The following is a 15,777-nucleotide window of genomic DNA, read 5'->3' on the forward strand; positions in this document are numbered from 1 at the left end:
CCGCGGTGGCCCCCGAAGGGAGGTCCCCCATGGGTGGCGACAGCATCGGCAGCACCAGGTCCGTCCTCGAGCGGGCCGTCCTGGATCGGCGCCGCTTCCTCGGCGCCCTGGGCGTCGCCGCCTCCGTGCCCGTGCTGGCGGGCTGCGGCTTCGCCCCGGCCGGCCCGCAGGCCGACGCCGAGAGCGGGACCCTCACCTTCACGACCTGGGGCACCGACGCCGAGCTCGCCGGGTTCCAGCGCACGATCGACCGCTTCCAGAGCGCGAACGCCGGCGCCACGGTGACGCTGAACGCCGTGCCCTACGAGCAGATGTTCACGAACATCGACGCGCAGCTGCAGGCGGGCAACCCGCCCGACGTCTTCCGCGTGCCGTACTACACGTTCGGCAGCTACGCGGGGCGCGACCAGCTGCTCGACCTCACTCCGCACCTCGAGGCCGATGTCGCCGACCGCTTCACCGACGCGGCCTGGGCCGCTGTGCAGAGCAACGGCAGCCCGTTCGGCGTGCCGCACCACACCGACACGTCGCTGATCCTCTACAACACCGAGGCGCTGGCGACCGCGGGCATCACGAGCTTCCCCTCCTCGCCCGAGGAGGCGTGGACCTGGGAGGAGTTCTCCGAGGTCGGCGCGAAGCTCCGCGCCTCGCTGCCCGCCGAGCGCTACCCCTTCGCCTACAACTGGCAGGGCAACGGAGTCACCCGCTGGCTGAGCCTGCTGTTCCAGGCCGACGGGCGCTTCCTGACCGAGGACCTCTCCGGCCCGGCCATCGACTCCGCGGCGGGCCGCGCGGCGATCGACTTCAGCCGCAGCTTCTTCACCGACGGGCTGGTCCCGCCGAGCAGCTCTATCCAGGCGACGACCTACGCGAGCGACCTCTGGTACTCGCAGACGACCGCGATGACGTTCGCCGGCGCCTTCCTCCTCCCCGACGCCGACGCGACCCTCGACTTCGAGTGGGGCGCCACCTACTCGCCGCGCGACGTCCGCGGCGGCGGCGACTTCGGCGGCAACGCGCTCGTCGCCACCAGGGCGACGGCGCAGCCCGAGCTGGCCGCCTCGTTCCTCGCGTTCGTGACGGAGGAGGAGGCGATGAGCGACTTCTGCGCCGGTGCGTCCCTGCTGCCCACCCGCCGCGACCTCACGGAGTCGGGCATCGAGTTCGCGGTCCGCCCCGAGCTCTCGGAGGTGTTCCTCGGCCAGGCGGGCACGGTCCAGGCCTCCGACTCGGCCCAGGTCGCCTCGCCCGACATGGCCGCGATCATCGCGGTGCTCAAGGAGCAGCTCGAGGCCGCCTTCGTCGGCGGGCAGAGCACGGAGGACACGATCTCGAAGCTCACGGCCGGCATCGCGGCCGCCACCCGGTGAGCATCGCCCCTCCGGCCCCGGCCGCCGCCCGGCCCCGGCGCCGCTCGGGGGCGCCCGCGGCCCGCGAGACCGCCGCCGCCTACGCGTTCCTCGCGCCGAACCTCCTGATGCTCGGGCTGTTCGTGTTCGTGCCGCTGGGCGGCGCGTTCCTGATCAGCTTCCAGAGCACCAACGGCTTCGGCGACGGCGTCTTCATCGGGCTCGACAACTACGCGCGGCTGCTCGCGGATCCGCTGTTCTGGCGCTCGGCGCTCAACACGGCGCTGTTCACCCTGATCGTGACTCCGCTGTCGATGGCGCTCGGGCTCGGGGCGGCCGTGCTGCTGAACTCGGTGCTGCCGGCGCGCGCGGTGTTCCGGTCGGTCCTGATCCTGCCGATGGCCGTGTCGGGAGTCGCGACGGCGCTGATGGGCGTGCTGATCTTCGACGAGAACAGCGGAGTGCTCGACGGACTGCTGCAGACCATCGGCCTGCCGCGGATCGCCTGGCAGTCGGGCGGGGCCGCGGCGTTCGCCTCCGTCGTGCTGGTCACCCTGTGGTGGCGCACCGGCTTCAACATGCTGATCTACCTGGCGGGGCTGCAGGGCGTGAACCCGGCGCTCTACGAGGCGGCTCGGCTCGACGGAGCGAACGGCTGGCAGCAGTTCCGGCACATCACGGTGCCGATGGTCGGGCCGTCGACGTTCTTCCTCCTGATCCTCAACGTCATCTACTCGTTCCAGGTGTTCGACATCGTCTTCGTGCTCACCGGCGGCGGCCCGCAGAACGCCACCTCGGTGCTGGTCACCTACGCCTACGACACCGGATTCGTCACCCGCGACCAGGGCTACGCGGCGGCGATCGGCATCGTCCTGCTCGTCGTCACGATGGTCTTCACCGCCGTGCAGTGGCGCACGAGCAGAAGCCGGGACCTCGTCGAATGAGCACGGCCTCGCGCACCACGCGCCTGCTCCGCCTGGCGCTGGCGATCGTCGTCTCGCTCGTCATCCTCTTCCCGCTCTACTGGATGCTGGTCGTCGCGTTCTCGTCGCGAGCCGAGCTGCTCGGCGGGACCCTGCGCCTCTGGCCGCGCGAGCTGACGCTCGTCAACTTCGAGCGCGTGTTCTCGTCGTTCCCGGTCGCGACGTGGTTCGGCAACTCCCTCGCGATCAGCCTCGTGACCGCGCTGATCACCGTGGCGATCAACCTGCTCGGCGGCTACGCCTTCGCGCAGCTGAAGTTCCGCGGCTCAGGGCTGCTGTTCCTGCTCGCCCTGTCGACGCTGACGCTGCCCGTGCAGGTGATCATGGTGGCGCTGTTCCGGCTCGTGACCGACCTCGGGCTCTACGGGAGCTACTGGGCGGTGATCCTGCCGACGGCGGCGTCGGCCTTCGGCCTGTTCCTGGCCCGGCAGTTCATCCTCGCGATCCCCCGCGATCTGATCGAGGCCGCGCGGATCGACGGGGCCGGCCACTTCCGCGTCTTCACGCGGATCGTGCTGCCGCTCTCGAAGCCGCTGATCGCCGTGCTGTTCTTCATGACGCTGCTCGGCTCGTGGAACGACTTCGCCTGGCCGCTGATCGCGCTGAAGGAGAACGTGCTGTTCACCCTCCCGATCGGACTGCTGTTCCTGCAGGGCCAGTTCGGCAGCGACTACGGAGCGACCATGGCCTTCGCGCTCGTGAACGTGGCTCCGATGGTCGTCCTGTTCCTGCTCTTCCAGCGCTACTTCGTGCAGGGTTTCGCACGCAGCGGACTGCGCTGAGAACCTGCCCTTCGGGCCGTTCTTGTCAAGTCCTCCCCTGCCACTCCACAGCCGGCGGCGCGAGCGGTACCGTCTACCACAGATGCCCCTCCGGGGCGGGCTGTCCAGCGGAAGGCGAGGGTCGTCGTGAGTGTGATCGCCGCCAACGCAGCGCAGCAGAAGGTGGCCGGCCGCTACTACCTCATCGAGCGCATCGGCTCGGGAGGCATGGGCTCGGTCTACCGCGCCCGCGACGAGACCGTGCAGCGCGACGTCGCCGTCAAGGTGTTCCGCGCCGAGGCGTCGAGCCCCGAGGACGTCGCCCGCCAGGAGCGCGAGGTGCGCATGCTGTCCTCGTTCGCGCACCCCGGCATCGTCAATCTCTTCGACGCGGGGCTGCACAACTTCGGCGGCGAGGTGCGCCGCTACGTCGTCATGGAGCTGGTCGCCGACCCGACCATGGAGCGCCGGCTCGAGTCGGGCCCGATGGCCGCCGACGAGGTCGGCGCGATCGGCGCGCAGCTCGCCGAGGCGCTCGCCTACCTGCACGAGCGCGGAGTCGTCCACCGGGACGTGAAGCCGGCCAACATCCTCGTCAGCGACGTCGGATCCAGCGGCTACGACCACACCGCCAAGCTCACCGACTTCGGGGTCGCCCACTTCATGGACGGCTCGCGCCTCACCAGCGACGGCATCGTCATCGGCACCGCCAGCTTCGTCAGCCCCGAGCAGGTCGCGGGCGAGCCGATCAGCGGTGCGAGCGACGTCTTCTCGCTCGGGCTCGTGCTGCTGGAGGCGCTCACCGGCCACCGGGAGTACTCCGGCACGGTGCTCGAGGCGGCCATCGCGCGACTGCACCGCAGCCCCACCGTGCCCGATTCTCTGCCGAAGCCCTGGCGGGTGCTGCTGACGTCGATGACCCAGCGCGACCCGTCCGCGCGCCCGACCGCCGAGCAGGTCGCGCAGCGCCTGCGCAGCGGGCTGGCCTCCGGGACGACGGCGCCGATGCCCATCGCGGCGGCACCGACGACGCGGACGGCGCGGGTGCGGCGCGCGGTGATCATCGCCTCGAGCGTGGTCGGCGTCGGCGCCGTGGCTGCGCTCTCGTGGATGCTCGGAGTGCTCGCCGGGCGCTGAGGCGTGTCGCCTCGACTCCCGGGCTGCGGTCGGCTCAGACCTCGCCGGGGAGCGCTCGACGGAGCACGAGGCGCGTCCAGGCGCCGACGTAGAGGCGGTCTCCCTCGTCGACCTCGCGGCGCTGGCCGGCCGGGATCGGCGTCTGCGGCAGGCCGGAGCCGGCGGTCGCGAGGTAGGTGCCGTTCGCCGACTGGAGGTCCTCGACCCACCAGCGCAGGCCGTCGGTCGACAGCTGGCAGTGGCGTCGCGAGACTCCGGAGTCGGTGCCGCAGTCGATCTGCGGCGAGATCCCGCGCGAGACCGACGGACGCCCGACGAGCAGGGAGCGCTCGCGCAGCACGATCGTCGTCGGCGGTCCGGGAGAGGGCATCGGGTCGTCGGCGCGCTGCTCGGCGTACCAGTCGGGGTCGACCCAGAGCTCGGCGACCCACGGATCGCCCTGCTCGATGGGCGGCGACTCCGCGAGGACCTCGGTCGGCGGCGCCGGGGCGGGCGGCGCGGTGGCGACGGGCACGTCGAACCCGGCCTCCTCCTCGGGGACCAGCGCGGTCGGAGGAGCCGACGACTCCGGGGCCGCCGCCGCGGGGACCTCGCCGAGGTGCGACCCGGGATCGCCCGCGGGCGACGCCGAGCCGCCGACCTCGGCCGGCGAGCGGACCGCTCCGGACGACGTGAACGGGTCGGCCTCGGGCAGCGAGCCGGTGGTGAAGTCGTAGCCGCAGTTCTCGCAGAACAGGGCGCCGGCCTCGTTCGGGTACGAGCAGTTGGGGCAGACCGCGGGTCCGGTCGGGATGGCCGCGGTCGGAGGCGCGGGGCTCGCTGCGGCCAGGGCGGGGGCCTGGGCGGCGGCGATGGGCGCGCCGCAGACGTCGCAGTAGTCGCCGGACGCCGACGTGTGCCCCTCGGGGCAGCGGTAGCTCACTTGCGCACCCGCGTGGTCTTGGTCGAGGCGGTGTCGAGCGCCATCTCGTCGAGCTTCGCGACACCGCGCTTGAGCCGCACCGTGCCCTCGTTCGGGTTGTCGATCTCGACGACCTTGCGGAGCTTCGCGGTCGCCTCGTCGTTGCCGGTGACGGCTGCGAGCTGCACCGCGCGGCCGAGCTTCACGGTCGCGGTGGCCTCGTCGCCCGCGGCCTTCGCCGCCAGACCGTCCTGGATCGCGGACGCCAGCTCGGTCTGGCCGGTGTAGTGCGCGACCGCCGGATCGATGCGGGCGGTGAGCGCGGAGTCGTCGGTCCAGCGCGCCTTCACCAGGGCGGAGGCGACCACCTCGTCGCGCACGCTGAGCTGCACGCGAGCGGCGAGCTGCTCGGCACCGACGGGCTTCGACGCGACGCGCACGGCCACGTGGTACTCCCGCGACTCGTCGCCCCAGGCGCCGGTCGGGTAGGAGCCGGTCAGCGGGTTCACCGAGGTGCGGCGGGAGCTGAGGTCCTCGAGGTTCGGCGCGACCTGGCGGACGAAGAGGAGCTGGGCGCCCTGCGGCGTCCACACGCGCAGCTCGCCGCTCGCGACTCCGCGGCCCATCGACGCCTGCATCAGCTGCTCGAAGTCGGCGGCCATGTCGGCCGGGTTCGCGATGAGGCCGACCGTGCCGAGCAGTGCGCTCGCGATCGTGCGCGCCTCCTCGACGACCCAGCGGGAGCCGACTCCGCGGACGTCGCACTGGAAGACCCCGCCCGCGGCGCGGATCGCCGCGTCGAGCTGCATCCGCGACTCGTGCTCGTTCTTGCCGTCGGTGAGGAGGATCGCGTGACGCTGCGACGCCTCCGGGACGCTCGAGAAGAGCTGGCGGGCGAGGGTGAGCCAGGTGCCCATCGCCGTGCCGCCGTCGGCCTGGAGGAAGCCGATGGCCTCCTTCGCGGCCGCGCGGGCGCCGGGCTCCATGCGCACCATCGGCACGGAGGCGTTGGGGTACGGGAAGGCCCGGTCGGCGCGCTCGGAGCCGGCGACCACGGCGAAGAACGTGCCGTCGAGGATCTGGTCGACGGCGACCGCGGCCGCGCGCTTGGCGGCGGTCATGTTCTCGCCGGTCATCGATCCGGAGCAGTCGACGATGATGATCTCGGCGGCCGCGCCGTCACTGCCGGCCGCACCGGTGCCCGACGCGGTCACGGTCACGATCGCGTGCACATCGGTGGCACCGTCGGAGAGGAACTCGTTCTGGAACACACTCGCGCTGAACTCCGCCATTCGTTCAGCTTATTGTGCGGGCTCATCGCCGTGGCCCTCCTCGCCGGATGCGCAGGAAGCCCGCCGGGCGGCGTCGCGCCGCCTCCCGCGAGCGCCCGCTTCGACTACCAGCTCGGCGGCGGCTACCCGCCGGCCGAGGGCGTCGGCCTCGTCGTGCGCGACCGATCGGACGAGCCCGAGCCGGGCGTCTACTCGGTCTGCTACGTGAACGCGTTCCAGACCCAGCCGGGCGAGGAGTCGGAGTGGACGGGAGAGCGGGCCGGGCTGCTGCTGCGCGACGAGTCGGGCGGGAGCGTGACCGATCCCGACTGGCCGGACGAGACCCTCCTCGACGTGTCGACTCCGGCGACGCGCGAGGCCCTGCTCGAGATCGTCTCGGAGTGGATCGCGGGCTGCGCCGGCAGCGGCTTCGACGCGATCGAGGCCGACAACCTCGACTCCGCCACCCGCTCCGGGGGCCTGCTGACCGACGAGCAGACCGGCGCCTTCGCCGAGGGCCTCGTCGCGGCCGCGCACGACGCCGGTCTGGCGATCGGCCAGAAGAACGCCTCCGAACGGGCGGAGGAGATGCGCGCGCTCGGCTTCGACTTCGCGATCACCGAGGAGTGCGAGGTGTTCGAGGAGTGCGACGCCTACACCGACGTCTACGGCGAGCGCGTCTACGAGGTCGAGTACACCGACGAGGGCGGCGGAGTCTTCGACCGCGCCTGCTCCCTCCGCGGCGACCGCATCGGGGTGCTGCTGCGCGACCGCGACCTGCTGACGCCCGCCGACGTCGGGTTCGTCTCGGAGCAGTGCTGACGGCTCGGGGCCGAGAAGTCCGACCCCGGCCCGGTAGCATCGGCCGCTCCGAGAGGGAGCGGGGACGCATGCGGCAGTACACGCCGGTGGAGCAGCGGATCGACGACGCCGCGCGGCGACTGCTCGCCCGCGGTCCCGACTCCGGTCTGCGCGCGTCGCTCATCGAGTTCCTGGTGTTCGGCGCGAAGCAGGCGTGGGCCTGCGTGTTCGGCGCGGCGCTGCTGCTCGTGATCGTCGCGGCGCGGCTCTGGTACCCGGACGACGCGGCCCTCGCCCGCAACGATGCGCTGACCCTCGCCGCGGTGCTGCTGCAGGTCGTCATGATCGCGACCCGGCTCGAGACCGGCCGCGAGCTGTGGGTGGTCGTGATCTTCCATCTCGTCGGCACGGGGATGGAGCTGTTCAAGACCGACGTCGGCTCGTGGAGCTACGCCGCCGAGGGTGTCCTGCGCGTGGGCGCCGTGCCGCTGTTCAGCGGCTTCCTCTACGCCTCCGTCGGCTCGTACATGGTGCGGATCCACCGCCTGTTCGACCTGCGGTTCGACCGCTGGCCGTCGGGATGGCTGACGGGCGCGGCCGCCGTGCTGATCTACGTCAACTTCTTCAGCCACCACTTCCTCCCCGACGCCCGCTGGCTGATCCTCGCCTTCGTGGGCGTGCTGTGGCTCCGGACGACCATGGTCTACCGCGTGCACCGCGGCACGCACCGGATGCCGCTGCTCGTCGCCTTCGCACTCGTCGCCTTCTTCATCTGGATCGCCGAGAACGTGGCGACCGCCTCCGGAGCGTGGCTCTACCCGGACCAGGTCGCCGGCTGGCAGCTGGTGTCGGCGTCGAAGCTCGTGTCGTGGTTCCTGCTGATGATCGTGTCGGTGGTCCTGGTGACCTGGGTGTACCCGCCGGTCGCTCCGGACGCCGCCGTCAAGCCCGCACCGCGGACCGCCGCGGCCTGACAGGCTGACGGCCGTGCCTCCCTGGTCCCTCGCCCTGCTCAGCGGCGCCGTCGGCGGCGCCACCCTCCTCCTCGGCGCCGCGCTCGCCTGGCTCGTCCGCGTGCCTCCGAAGCTCACCGCCGCGATCTCGGCGTTCGGCGCCGGCGTGCTGATCTCGGCTCTCGCCTACGAGCTCGTCCAGGAGGCGGCCGACGACGGCGGACTCCTGCCCACCGTGCTCGGCACCCTCGTCGGCGCCATCGTCTTCGTCGGAGCAGACGCCCTGCTCACCCGCGCCGGCGCCGGCGACCGCAAGAGCTCGAAGGGCACGGGCGGAGGCGGAGGCGCGGCGATCGCGGCCGGCGCGCTGATCGACGGCATCCCCGAGTCGATCGTGCTCGGGCTCTCCGTCGCGCAGGGCGGCGCCGGAGCCGCGATCAGCGTCCCGATCGTCGCCGCCGTCGCGATCTCGAACCTGCCGGAGGGCCTCTCCTCCACCGTCGGCATGAAGGCCGACGGCCGCTCGGCCCGCTACGTCTTCACGGTCTGGGGAGGCATCGCCGCTCTCTCCGCGATCGCCGCGCTCGTCGGCTTCCTGGTCTTCGCGAGTGCCCCCGGAGCGGTCGTCGCCTTCGTGACGACCATCGCGGCGGGCGCGATCCTCGCGATGATCTCGAACACGATGATTCCGGAGGCGTTCGACAAGGACGACGTGCTCACGGGGCTGTACGCCGTGCTCGGCTTCATCACCGCGTTCGTGCTGCACAGTGTCGGCTGAGGCGCGGTGACGAAGCCTCGCCGACGCCGCGGGGCGGCGTCGCGCAGTCGGCTCGTAGAAGTGGTTGCGTACCGCAGAGCGTGGTGCGTTCGGCGACGGAGATCCGCTGAGACGCGGATCTCCGGATACGCCTCGTGGGTGAGGGCTGGTCTGCAAGGGGACCCTTGCTGGATTCGCCCACCCGCCCACCCTGCTGGTCGAGTCGCCCCGCGGGGAGTATCGAGACCCACCAAAGTCAGCAGCGGGGATCTCGATACGCCCGCTGCGCGGGCTCCTCGATCAGCAGGCAGCGGCGCACACCATCAGCTGAGAGCAGGGGGCGTCGCCCCCCAGCGGAGGCCGCCCCCTCTCAGCTGATGGTGCGCGCTCCCCCGCGGGCTGGACGGCTTGCCCGCTCGTCGAGGAGCCGAGCCGGGAAGCGCACCGCTGACAGGGGAGGGAACTCCGGCTCGTGAGATCCGGTTCGGCTCGCTGGAATCAGCCGGATCGACGAGCCGAAGGTGATTCTGCGAGCCGAAGGTGATTCTGCGAGCCGGAGGTGATTCTGCGAGCCGGAGGTGATTCTGCGAGCCGGAGGTGCGCCGCGGGGGCGCGTCTCAGCCGCTGAACGCCGTCAGCGCGTCGTCGAGGACGCCCAGGCCGCGGGCGACCTCGGCGGGGGTGACGACGGCGGGCGGGACGACGTGGATGCGGTTGTCGGCGGTGAAGGGCAGCAGGCCGCGGGAGAGCAGGTCGGTCTTGAGGCGGCCGACGGCGGCGGCGGGCAGCGGAGCGCGGGTCGCGCGGTCCGAGACCAGCTCGAGGGCCCAGAACACTCCGGAGCCGCGGACCTCGCCGATGATCTCGTGCTTCGCCTCGAGTGCCGCGAGTCCGGGGGCGAGGTGCTCCGATCCGATGGTCTTCGCGTTGTCGACGATGCCCTCCTCGGCCATCGCCTCGAGCGTCGCGATGACGCTCGCCGCCGCGAGCGGGTGCCCGGAGTAGGTGAGCCCGCCCGGGAAGACCCGCTCGTCGAAGTGGTGCGCGATCGGGTCGGAGATGATGACGCCTCCGATCGGCACGTAGCCGGAGTTGACGCCCTTGGCGAAGGTGATCAGGTCGGGGCGCACGTCGAACGCGTCGAAGGCGAACCACTCGCCGGTGCGGCCGAAGCCGGCCATCACCTCGTCGAGGATGAGCTGGATCCCGTAGCGGTCGGCGATGGCGCGCACACCGGGGAGGTAGCCGGGCGGCGGAGTCAGGATGCCCGCGGTGCCGGGGATGGTCTCGATCAGGAACGCCGCGATCGACTCCGGGCCCTCGGCCTGCACGACGCGCTCGAGGTGGTGCAGCGCGCGCTCGCACTCCTGCTCGGGCGTCTCGGCCCAGAACTCGGTGCGGTAGAGGTAGGGGCCGAAGGCGTGCACGTGGCCGCGCGCGTACTCGTTGGGGATGCGGCGCCAGTCGCCGGTCGAGACGATCGCCGCTCCGGTGTTGCCGTGGTACGAGCGGTAGAGCGACACGACCTTGTCGCGCCCGGTGTACAGGCGCGCCATGCGGATCGCGTTCTCGTTCGCGTCGGCGCCTCCGTTGGTGAAGAAGACCTTCTCGAAGCCCTCGGGCGCGCGCTCGGTGATCAGGCGCGCGGCCTCGGCCCGGGTCTCGTTCGCAGCGGCGGGGCCGACCGTGGTGAGGATCGCGGCCTGCTCCTGGATCGCCGCGACGACCTTCGGGTGCTGGTAGCCGATGTTGACGTTCACCAGCTGGCTCGAGAAGTCGAGGTAACGGGTGCCGTCGACGTCCCACACCTCGCAGCCGAGGCCGCCCGCGATCGGCAGCGGGTTGAGCGAGCCCTGTGCCGACCACGAGTGGAACACGCGCGAGCGGTCCGCGGCGGTGACGGAGGCGTTGTCGCGGACAGAGGTCGGACTGGTCGAGAGCGTCATGGATCCATCGTGCCGCCTCACGCCCGCGTGGCGGCTGCCGGATCCGTCTAATCTGCAGCCCTACGATGGACATACCGTCACGACTGGAGAGCCGCCCATGCCCGCGACCGTCCGCGATCTGCTCGCCGAGCCGGCGTTCCGGCTCCGGATCCTCGGCGGCGTGCACGACGAGACGGTGCTGGACGCCCCGCTGATCTGGGCGCACTCCTCCGATCTGGTCGACCCGACTCCGTGGCTCGAGTCGGGGCAGCTGCTGCTCACCGACGGCGTGCACTTCTCGGGCGAGGATCCGCCCGAGTTCTCGGAGGAGTACGTCGCGCGCCTGCGCGGCCGCGGCATCCGCGCGCTCGGCTTCGCGACCGGGATCGTGCACGAGGAGGTGCCGGCGCTGCTCGTGGCGGCGTGCGAGCGGCAGGGCCTGCCGCTGCTCGAGGTCGCCGAGCGGACGCCGTTCATGGGGATCATCCGCTTCGTGGCCGATGTGATCTCGCGCGAGCAGCGCGAACGGCTCGAGTGGTCGCTGGAGGCGCAGCGCCGCGTCGCCCGGGCGGCGCTGCGCCCCGACGGGCTCGCGGCGATCCTCTCGGAGCTCGAGCGCCAGCTCGACTGCTGGGTCGCGCTGTACGACGCGGTCGGGCAGCGGGTGCACCTGCCGATGCGGCTCGAGGTCCCGGAGGCGGCGGAGGCGTCGGTCGCCGCCGCCGTCCGCCACGCGCTCTCCCGCGGCAGCCGGGCGGGCCTCCGCCTCGACGACGGCGGCGGGGTCACCTTGCAGACCCTGGGCCAGCGCGACCACCTGCGCGGCGTGCTCGCGGTCGGCACGGGGACTCCGCTCGACCCGGCCGGCAGCGACCTGGTCGCCAGCGTGATCGGACTGGCGAGCATCGCCCTCGAGCAGCGGCGGGCGCTCGACACCTCGCGGCGGCAGCTGCGCTCGGGGCTGCTCGAGCTGCTCGCAGCGGGCGCCTTCGACGTCGCCGCCCGCACGGCGCGCGAGCTCTGGGGCACGCTCCCCGCCGAACCGGTGCGGGTGAGCGTGCTGAGCGAGCCCGTCCGCGGCGACTCGCTGCTCGACGAGCTGGAGGTGTTCGCCGAGGAGAACGGCGCGCGCCTGTTCTTCGCCGAGCGCGACTCCGCCCTCATCGTGATCACCGGGGCCGACGATCTCGACCTGATCGCAGAGGTGCTCGAGCGTCACGGTACGACTGCCGGTGCCTCCGCCCCGATCACCTGGGCCGAGCTCGATCGGGGGCTGGCGGAGGCGCGGCGCGCGGCCGAGCGCGCCACGCCCGACCGTCCGCTGCTGCGCTTCGAGGACGTCGCCGAGCAGGGCATGCTCGGCCTGCTCGCCGCGTCGGGCGCCGAGGCGCTCGCCCGGCGCACGCTCGAGCCGCTGCTGACCCCCGAGGGCGCGGTGCTGCTGGAGTCGGCGCGCGTCTGGCTCCGCCGCAACGGCGCCTGGGACCCCGCCGCCCGCGAGCTCGGCGTGCACCGCCACACCCTCCGCAACCGCATCACCGCGGTGGAGCGGGCGCTGGCGATCGACCTCGACGACTTCGGCGCCCGCACCGAGCTCTGGACGGCGCTCGCGGTGCTGCGCTGAGGCGTCCCACGTGCGGGCGACACCGGTGAGTATCCCGCCTCTGTCCAGAACGGACTGCTCACTCCAGAACGAATTGGTCGCGGACGACCTCGATCGTGGCCGCGTCGACCCCAACGGCGAGGTGGAGCGACGGACGCCCCAGTATCTCGGCGAAAGCTGTTCGAACTCGTACCACTTCGTTGCGCGTGACGCCTTCGCTGACGCGGTCGAGCCTCGTGACCAGGGACGCGAGGATGGCGAGGTCGTTGAGGTGACGGTCCCCCCTTCGTCCCTTCACCGATGAGCATGGCTGAGGCTTTCGCGATGATGGCACCTCGGAGTGTGGGGCGGATGACCGTGCCTGTGACGCCGGCAACGGTCACCTCGATCGCCGTAGAGCGATCGAGGGCCCCCTGACCGCCGGGAGTCGCGATGGTGCGGCCGCCCGTGACGCCGGTGCGGTTGTCAGCATGCTCCCCGAGGAAGCGCGGGATGAGGATGTCGATCTGCGCGTCACCCTTGACCCATCGGTGCTGCACACCCGTCGTGACTTCGAGGACGGACGGCGGCTCCCCAGCCGAGGTGTAGCCGAGATCGCTGAGCGTCTTGGTGAAGTCGTAGAGCATCGTCGGATGCGCGCGGATGTCGAGCACGGTGTCGGCGTCCTGCGTCGGCCGAGACGGGTTGGCCCCACGCTCCCAGCACAGCGAGTGGACCATCTGGCCACCGACGAGAGCCCAGCCTTGTGGGTGCGCCTCGTAGACCTGGAAGAGCGCGAGCCAGGCTTGCGCCTGAGCGGACGTCATCACGGGCGCGACGATCGTCACGCGGCGGCCCCTCGGAGCAGTTCGGCGATGCGGGAGCGCTCGCGCACCCCGTCGTGTCGGGCGAGGTCGACGAGGAGTAGGCCTAGAGGCAACGGGGACGGCGGCACGTGGTCCATGAGGTGGAGACGGACGTTGGGCTGGTCGGAGGGGCGCAGCAGGTACTCTCGCCGCAGTGGATCGATGTCGGCCTGGGCGACTCGGGCTTCGAGCTCGCCAGCAGCTGCGATCTCCGCGCGCGGGTCGCTGAAGCCGGATCGGACGAGGCGCCGATCGTCCGCGAGGTCGGTGAGGTCGCTCGGGGCCACCCGGAGCTTCAGGACCGCCTTCTCGCGCACCCATGCGGCAAGGATGCGGTCCGGCTCTGAGCTGTGGACGAGGGTGTTGCGGTAGCCGCGGAGGCGGGCGTGCTCGGAGGCGGAGAGCCCTTGTGGCTGGTCTCCGGAGAGTAGGGCGAGCAGGCCTGCCTGCATGCGCTCGCTCAAGGGCCTGCTCGGCGCCGGGCGATGCGCGTGGGCCTGGTCGATGAGCCACTGGCCGCCGACTCGTCGGGCAGGGAGGATGCCACGTTCGATGAGTGCGCGAACCCGGCGTGGTGACACGCCCTCGCGCTCGGCGAAGTCCGAGACGCTCTCCTCAGGCATACGCACAAGCATACCGACATCGGAATAGATGTGTAGGGCCCAACGGGAACGAGAGCCCGCCTGCACGAATTCGATGTCCTCTGCCCAACGGAGACCTCGATGTGGACTCGCGTGCCCTTGCCTGAACGAACAGAGCCGCCCCTTCCGCTCGCACGCCCGTACGGTCGAGCGCGACTGGCGGATCGCGTGCCAGCGATTCGTCGTGCGCGGACGCAGGACGCTCTGCGGATCGCGACCACCTCGCCGAGCCGACCGCGGCCGATCGACGAGCGCAGCGAGGAGAGAGGCGAATGAACTCAGTTCTGCGGGAACCCCAGGTTGATGCCGCCGTGGGAGGGGTCGAGCCAGCGCGAGGTGATCGCCTTCTGCTGGGTGAAGAAGCGGACGCCCTCGGCGCCGTGGGCCTTGGTGTCGCCGAACAGCGAGGACTTCCAGCCGCCGAACGAGAACGTCGCGACCGGGACGGGGATGGGCACGTTGATGCCGATCATGCCGACCTCGACCTCGTTCTGGAAGCGCCGCGCGGCGCCTCCGTCGTTCGTGAAGATCGCGGTCCCGTTGCCGAACGCGCCGTTGTTGATCAGCGCCACGCCCTCCTCGTACGACTGCACGCGCACGATCGAGAGGACCGGTCCGAAGATCTCCTCCGTGTAGACCTTCGACGTGATCGGCACGTCGTCGATCAGCGTCGGGCCGAGCCAGAAGCCGTTCGCGTCACCGTCGACCTCGATGCCGCGGCCGTCGATGACGACCTTCGCGCCGTCCTCCTCCGCGATGGCGATGTACGACGCGACCTTGTCCCGGTGCTGCTGCGTCACGAGCGGGCCCATGTCGCAGCCGCGACGGCCGTCCCCGATGCGCAGCGTCGACGCGCGCTCCTGGATCTTCACGATCAGCTCGTCCGCCACCGGCTCCACCGCGACGACCACCGAGATCGCCATGCACCGCTCGCCCGCGGAGCCGAAGCCCGCGTTGATCGCGGAGTCCGCGACGAGATCGAGGTCGGCGTCCGGCAGGACCAGCATGTGGTTCTTCGCGCCGCCCAGCGCCTGCACGCGCTTGCCGTGCTTCGTGCCGGTCTCGTAGACGTACTGCGCGATCGGAGTCGAGCCCACGAACGAGATCGACTTCACATCGGGGTGCTCGAGGAGGCCGTCGACGGCGACCTTGTCGCCGTTCAGCACCGTGAACACGCCGTCGGGCAGGCCCGCCTCCTTCCAGAGCGCGCCGAGCCAGATCGCCGACGACGGGTCCTTCTCGGACGGCTTCACCACGACGGTGTTGCCGGCCGCGATCGCGATGGGGAAGAACCACATCGGCACCATCGCCGGGAAGTTGAACGGCGAGATGATGCCCACCACGCCGAGCGGCTGCTTCGTCGAGTAGACGTCGACCCCGGTCGACACCTGCTCCGAGTACTCGCCCTTCAGGTGGTGCGCGAGCCCGGTCGCGAACTCCACGACCTCCTGGCCGCGGGTGATCTCCCCCATCGCGTCCGAGAGGACCTTGCCGTGCTCGGAGGTGATGATCTCGGCGAGCTCCTGCTTCTTCGCCTCGAGGAGCTCGCGGAACCGGAACACGATCTGCTGGCGCTTCGCCAGCGACGTGTCGCGCCACGCGGGGAACGCGGCCTTGGCGGAGGCGACCGCCGCGTCGATCTCGGCCGCGTCGGCGAGCGCGACCTCCTTGGTCGCGACACCGAGCGCCGGGTCGTAGACCGGGGAGGTGCGACCGGACGACGACGCCGACGGCGCCCCGTCGATCCAGTGGCCGACGACGGACAAGCCGTCAGTGGACGGGGTGGTGCGGGGCTCGGCGATGCTCATGGGGTCGACTGTAGGCCGCGCACCCCGTCCCGGGATCGCGGA

The 15,777-nt window shown here is 71.6% G+C and carries 13 protein-coding genes; 8 read left to right on the top strand and 5 right to left on the bottom strand.

Annotated features, from left to right (window positions below):
• Positions 1–29 precede the first annotated feature (29 nt).
• From GSU68_RS14240 to GSU68_RS14255, 4 genes are all read left to right on the top strand, one after another.
• Entirely contained in the window at positions 30–1,370 is a 1,341-nt protein-coding gene (locus GSU68_RS14240; protein WP_159909348.1) for a sugar ABC transporter substrate-binding protein, read from the top strand.
• Complete coding sequence (locus GSU68_RS14245; RefSeq protein ID WP_244259289.1) at positions 1,367–2,293, top strand: sugar ABC transporter permease; 927 nt, start codon at positions 1,367–1,369, stop codon at positions 2,291–2,293. Before GSU68_RS14240 ends, GSU68_RS14245 begins: the two co-directional genes overlap by 4 nt.
• Positions 2,290–3,114, top strand: coding sequence for a carbohydrate ABC transporter permease (locus GSU68_RS14250; protein ID WP_159909349.1), 825 nt, complete (start codon positions 2,290–2,292; stop codon positions 3,112–3,114). Before GSU68_RS14245 ends, GSU68_RS14250 begins: the two co-directional genes overlap by 4 nt.
• Positions 3,115–3,240: 126 nt before the next feature.
• Positions 3,241–4,230, top strand: a complete 990-nt coding sequence (locus GSU68_RS14255; RefSeq protein WP_159909350.1) for a serine/threonine-protein kinase — start codon at positions 3,241–3,243, stop codon at positions 4,228–4,230.
• A gap of 34 nt (positions 4,231–4,264) precedes the next feature.
• On the opposite strand, the gene GSU68_RS14260 is transcribed toward GSU68_RS14255, so the two are convergent.
• Entirely contained in the window at positions 4,265–5,152 is an 888-nt protein-coding gene (locus GSU68_RS14260; RefSeq protein WP_159909351.1) for an FHA domain-containing protein, read from the bottom strand.
• A complete protein-coding gene (locus tag GSU68_RS14265) occupies positions 5,149–6,423 on the bottom strand; it encodes a VWA domain-containing protein (RefSeq protein ID WP_159909352.1) in 1,275 nt (424 codons plus the stop codon). Before GSU68_RS14265 ends, GSU68_RS14260 begins: the two co-directional genes overlap by 4 nt.
• Positions 6,424–6,453: 30 nt before the next feature.
• On the opposite strand from GSU68_RS14265, the gene GSU68_RS14270 reads away from it, so the two are divergent.
• The 3 genes from GSU68_RS14270 to GSU68_RS14280 all read left to right on the top strand — a co-directional run bounded on the left by GSU68_RS14270 (position 6,454) and on the right by GSU68_RS14280 (position 8,934).
• Positions 6,454–7,224: an endo alpha-1,4 polygalactosaminidase gene (locus GSU68_RS14270; RefSeq protein WP_244259290.1), complete on the top strand. Its 771-nt coding sequence runs from the start codon at positions 6,454–6,456 to the stop codon at positions 7,222–7,224.
• Between the two features lie 68 nt (positions 7,225–7,292).
• On the top strand, positions 7,293–8,177 hold the full coding sequence (locus GSU68_RS14275; protein ID WP_159909353.1) for a DUF817 domain-containing protein: 885 nt from the start codon (positions 7,293–7,295) through the stop codon (positions 8,175–8,177).
• Between the two features lie 13 nt (positions 8,178–8,190).
• Positions 8,191–8,934 carry a ZIP family zinc transporter gene (locus GSU68_RS14280; RefSeq protein ID WP_159909354.1) on the top strand — a complete coding sequence of 248 codons (744 nt, stop codon included), beginning with the start codon at positions 8,191–8,193 and terminating at the stop codon, positions 8,932–8,934.
• Between the two features lie 596 nt (positions 8,935–9,530).
• On the opposite strand, the gene GSU68_RS14285 is transcribed toward GSU68_RS14280, so the two are convergent.
• The gene (locus tag GSU68_RS14285) at positions 9,531–10,859 is read right to left on the bottom strand and encodes an aspartate aminotransferase family protein (RefSeq protein ID WP_159909355.1); all 1,329 of its coding nucleotides are present in this window, start codon (positions 10,857–10,859) and stop codon (positions 9,531–9,533) included.
• Positions 10,860–10,956: 97 nt separating this feature from the next.
• Between GSU68_RS14285 and GSU68_RS14290 the strand changes: the two genes are divergently transcribed.
• Positions 10,957–12,462 (top strand): PucR family transcriptional regulator, encoded by a 1,506-nt coding sequence (locus GSU68_RS14290; protein ID WP_159909356.1) that lies wholly within the window; start codon positions 10,957–10,959, stop codon positions 12,460–12,462.
• A gap of 802 nt (positions 12,463–13,264) precedes the next feature.
• On the opposite strand, the gene GSU68_RS14295 is transcribed toward GSU68_RS14290, so the two are convergent.
• Entirely contained in the window at positions 13,265–13,909 is a 645-nt protein-coding gene (locus GSU68_RS14295) for a helix-turn-helix domain-containing protein (protein WP_208544576.1), read from the bottom strand.
• Between the two features lie 296 nt (positions 13,910–14,205).
• Entirely contained in the window at positions 14,206–15,735 is a 1,530-nt protein-coding gene (locus GSU68_RS14300; protein WP_159909358.1) for a CoA-acylating methylmalonate-semialdehyde dehydrogenase, read from the bottom strand.
• Positions 15,736–15,777: the final 42 nt, after the last annotated feature.

The sequence above is a fragment of the Rathayibacter sp. VKM Ac-2759 genome, assembly GCF_009834225.1.
Lineage (GTDB): Bacteria > Actinomycetota > Actinomycetes > Actinomycetales > Microbacteriaceae > Rathayibacter.

Excerpts from the sequence above, each read along its gene's own strand:
- GSU68_RS14275 (WP_159909353.1), top strand. The coding sequence starts at position 7,293 with ATGCGGCAGTACACGCCGGTGGAGCAGCGGATCGACGACGCCGCGCGG.
- GSU68_RS14265 (WP_159909352.1), bottom strand. The coding sequence starts at position 6,423 with ATGGCGGAGTTCAGCGCGAGTGTGTTCCAGAACGAGTTCCTCTCCGAC.
- GSU68_RS14285 (WP_159909355.1), bottom strand. The coding sequence starts at position 10,859 with ATGACGCTCTCGACCAGTCCGACCTCTGTCCGCGACAACGCCTCCGTC.
- GSU68_RS14290 (WP_159909356.1), top strand. The coding sequence starts at position 10,957 with ATGCCCGCGACCGTCCGCGATCTGCTCGCCGAGCCGGCGTTCCGGCTC.
- GSU68_RS14250 (WP_159909349.1), top strand. The coding sequence starts at position 2,290 with ATGAGCACGGCCTCGCGCACCACGCGCCTGCTCCGCCTGGCGCTGGCG.
- GSU68_RS14295 (WP_208544576.1), bottom strand. The coding sequence starts at position 13,909 with ATGCCTGAGGAGAGCGTCTCGGACTTCGCCGAGCGCGAGGGCGTGTCA.
- GSU68_RS14240 (WP_159909348.1), top strand. The coding sequence starts at position 30 with ATGGGTGGCGACAGCATCGGCAGCACCAGGTCCGTCCTCGAGCGGGCC.
- GSU68_RS14300 (WP_159909358.1), bottom strand. The coding sequence starts at position 15,735 with ATGAGCATCGCCGAGCCCCGCACCACCCCGTCCACTGACGGCTTGTCC.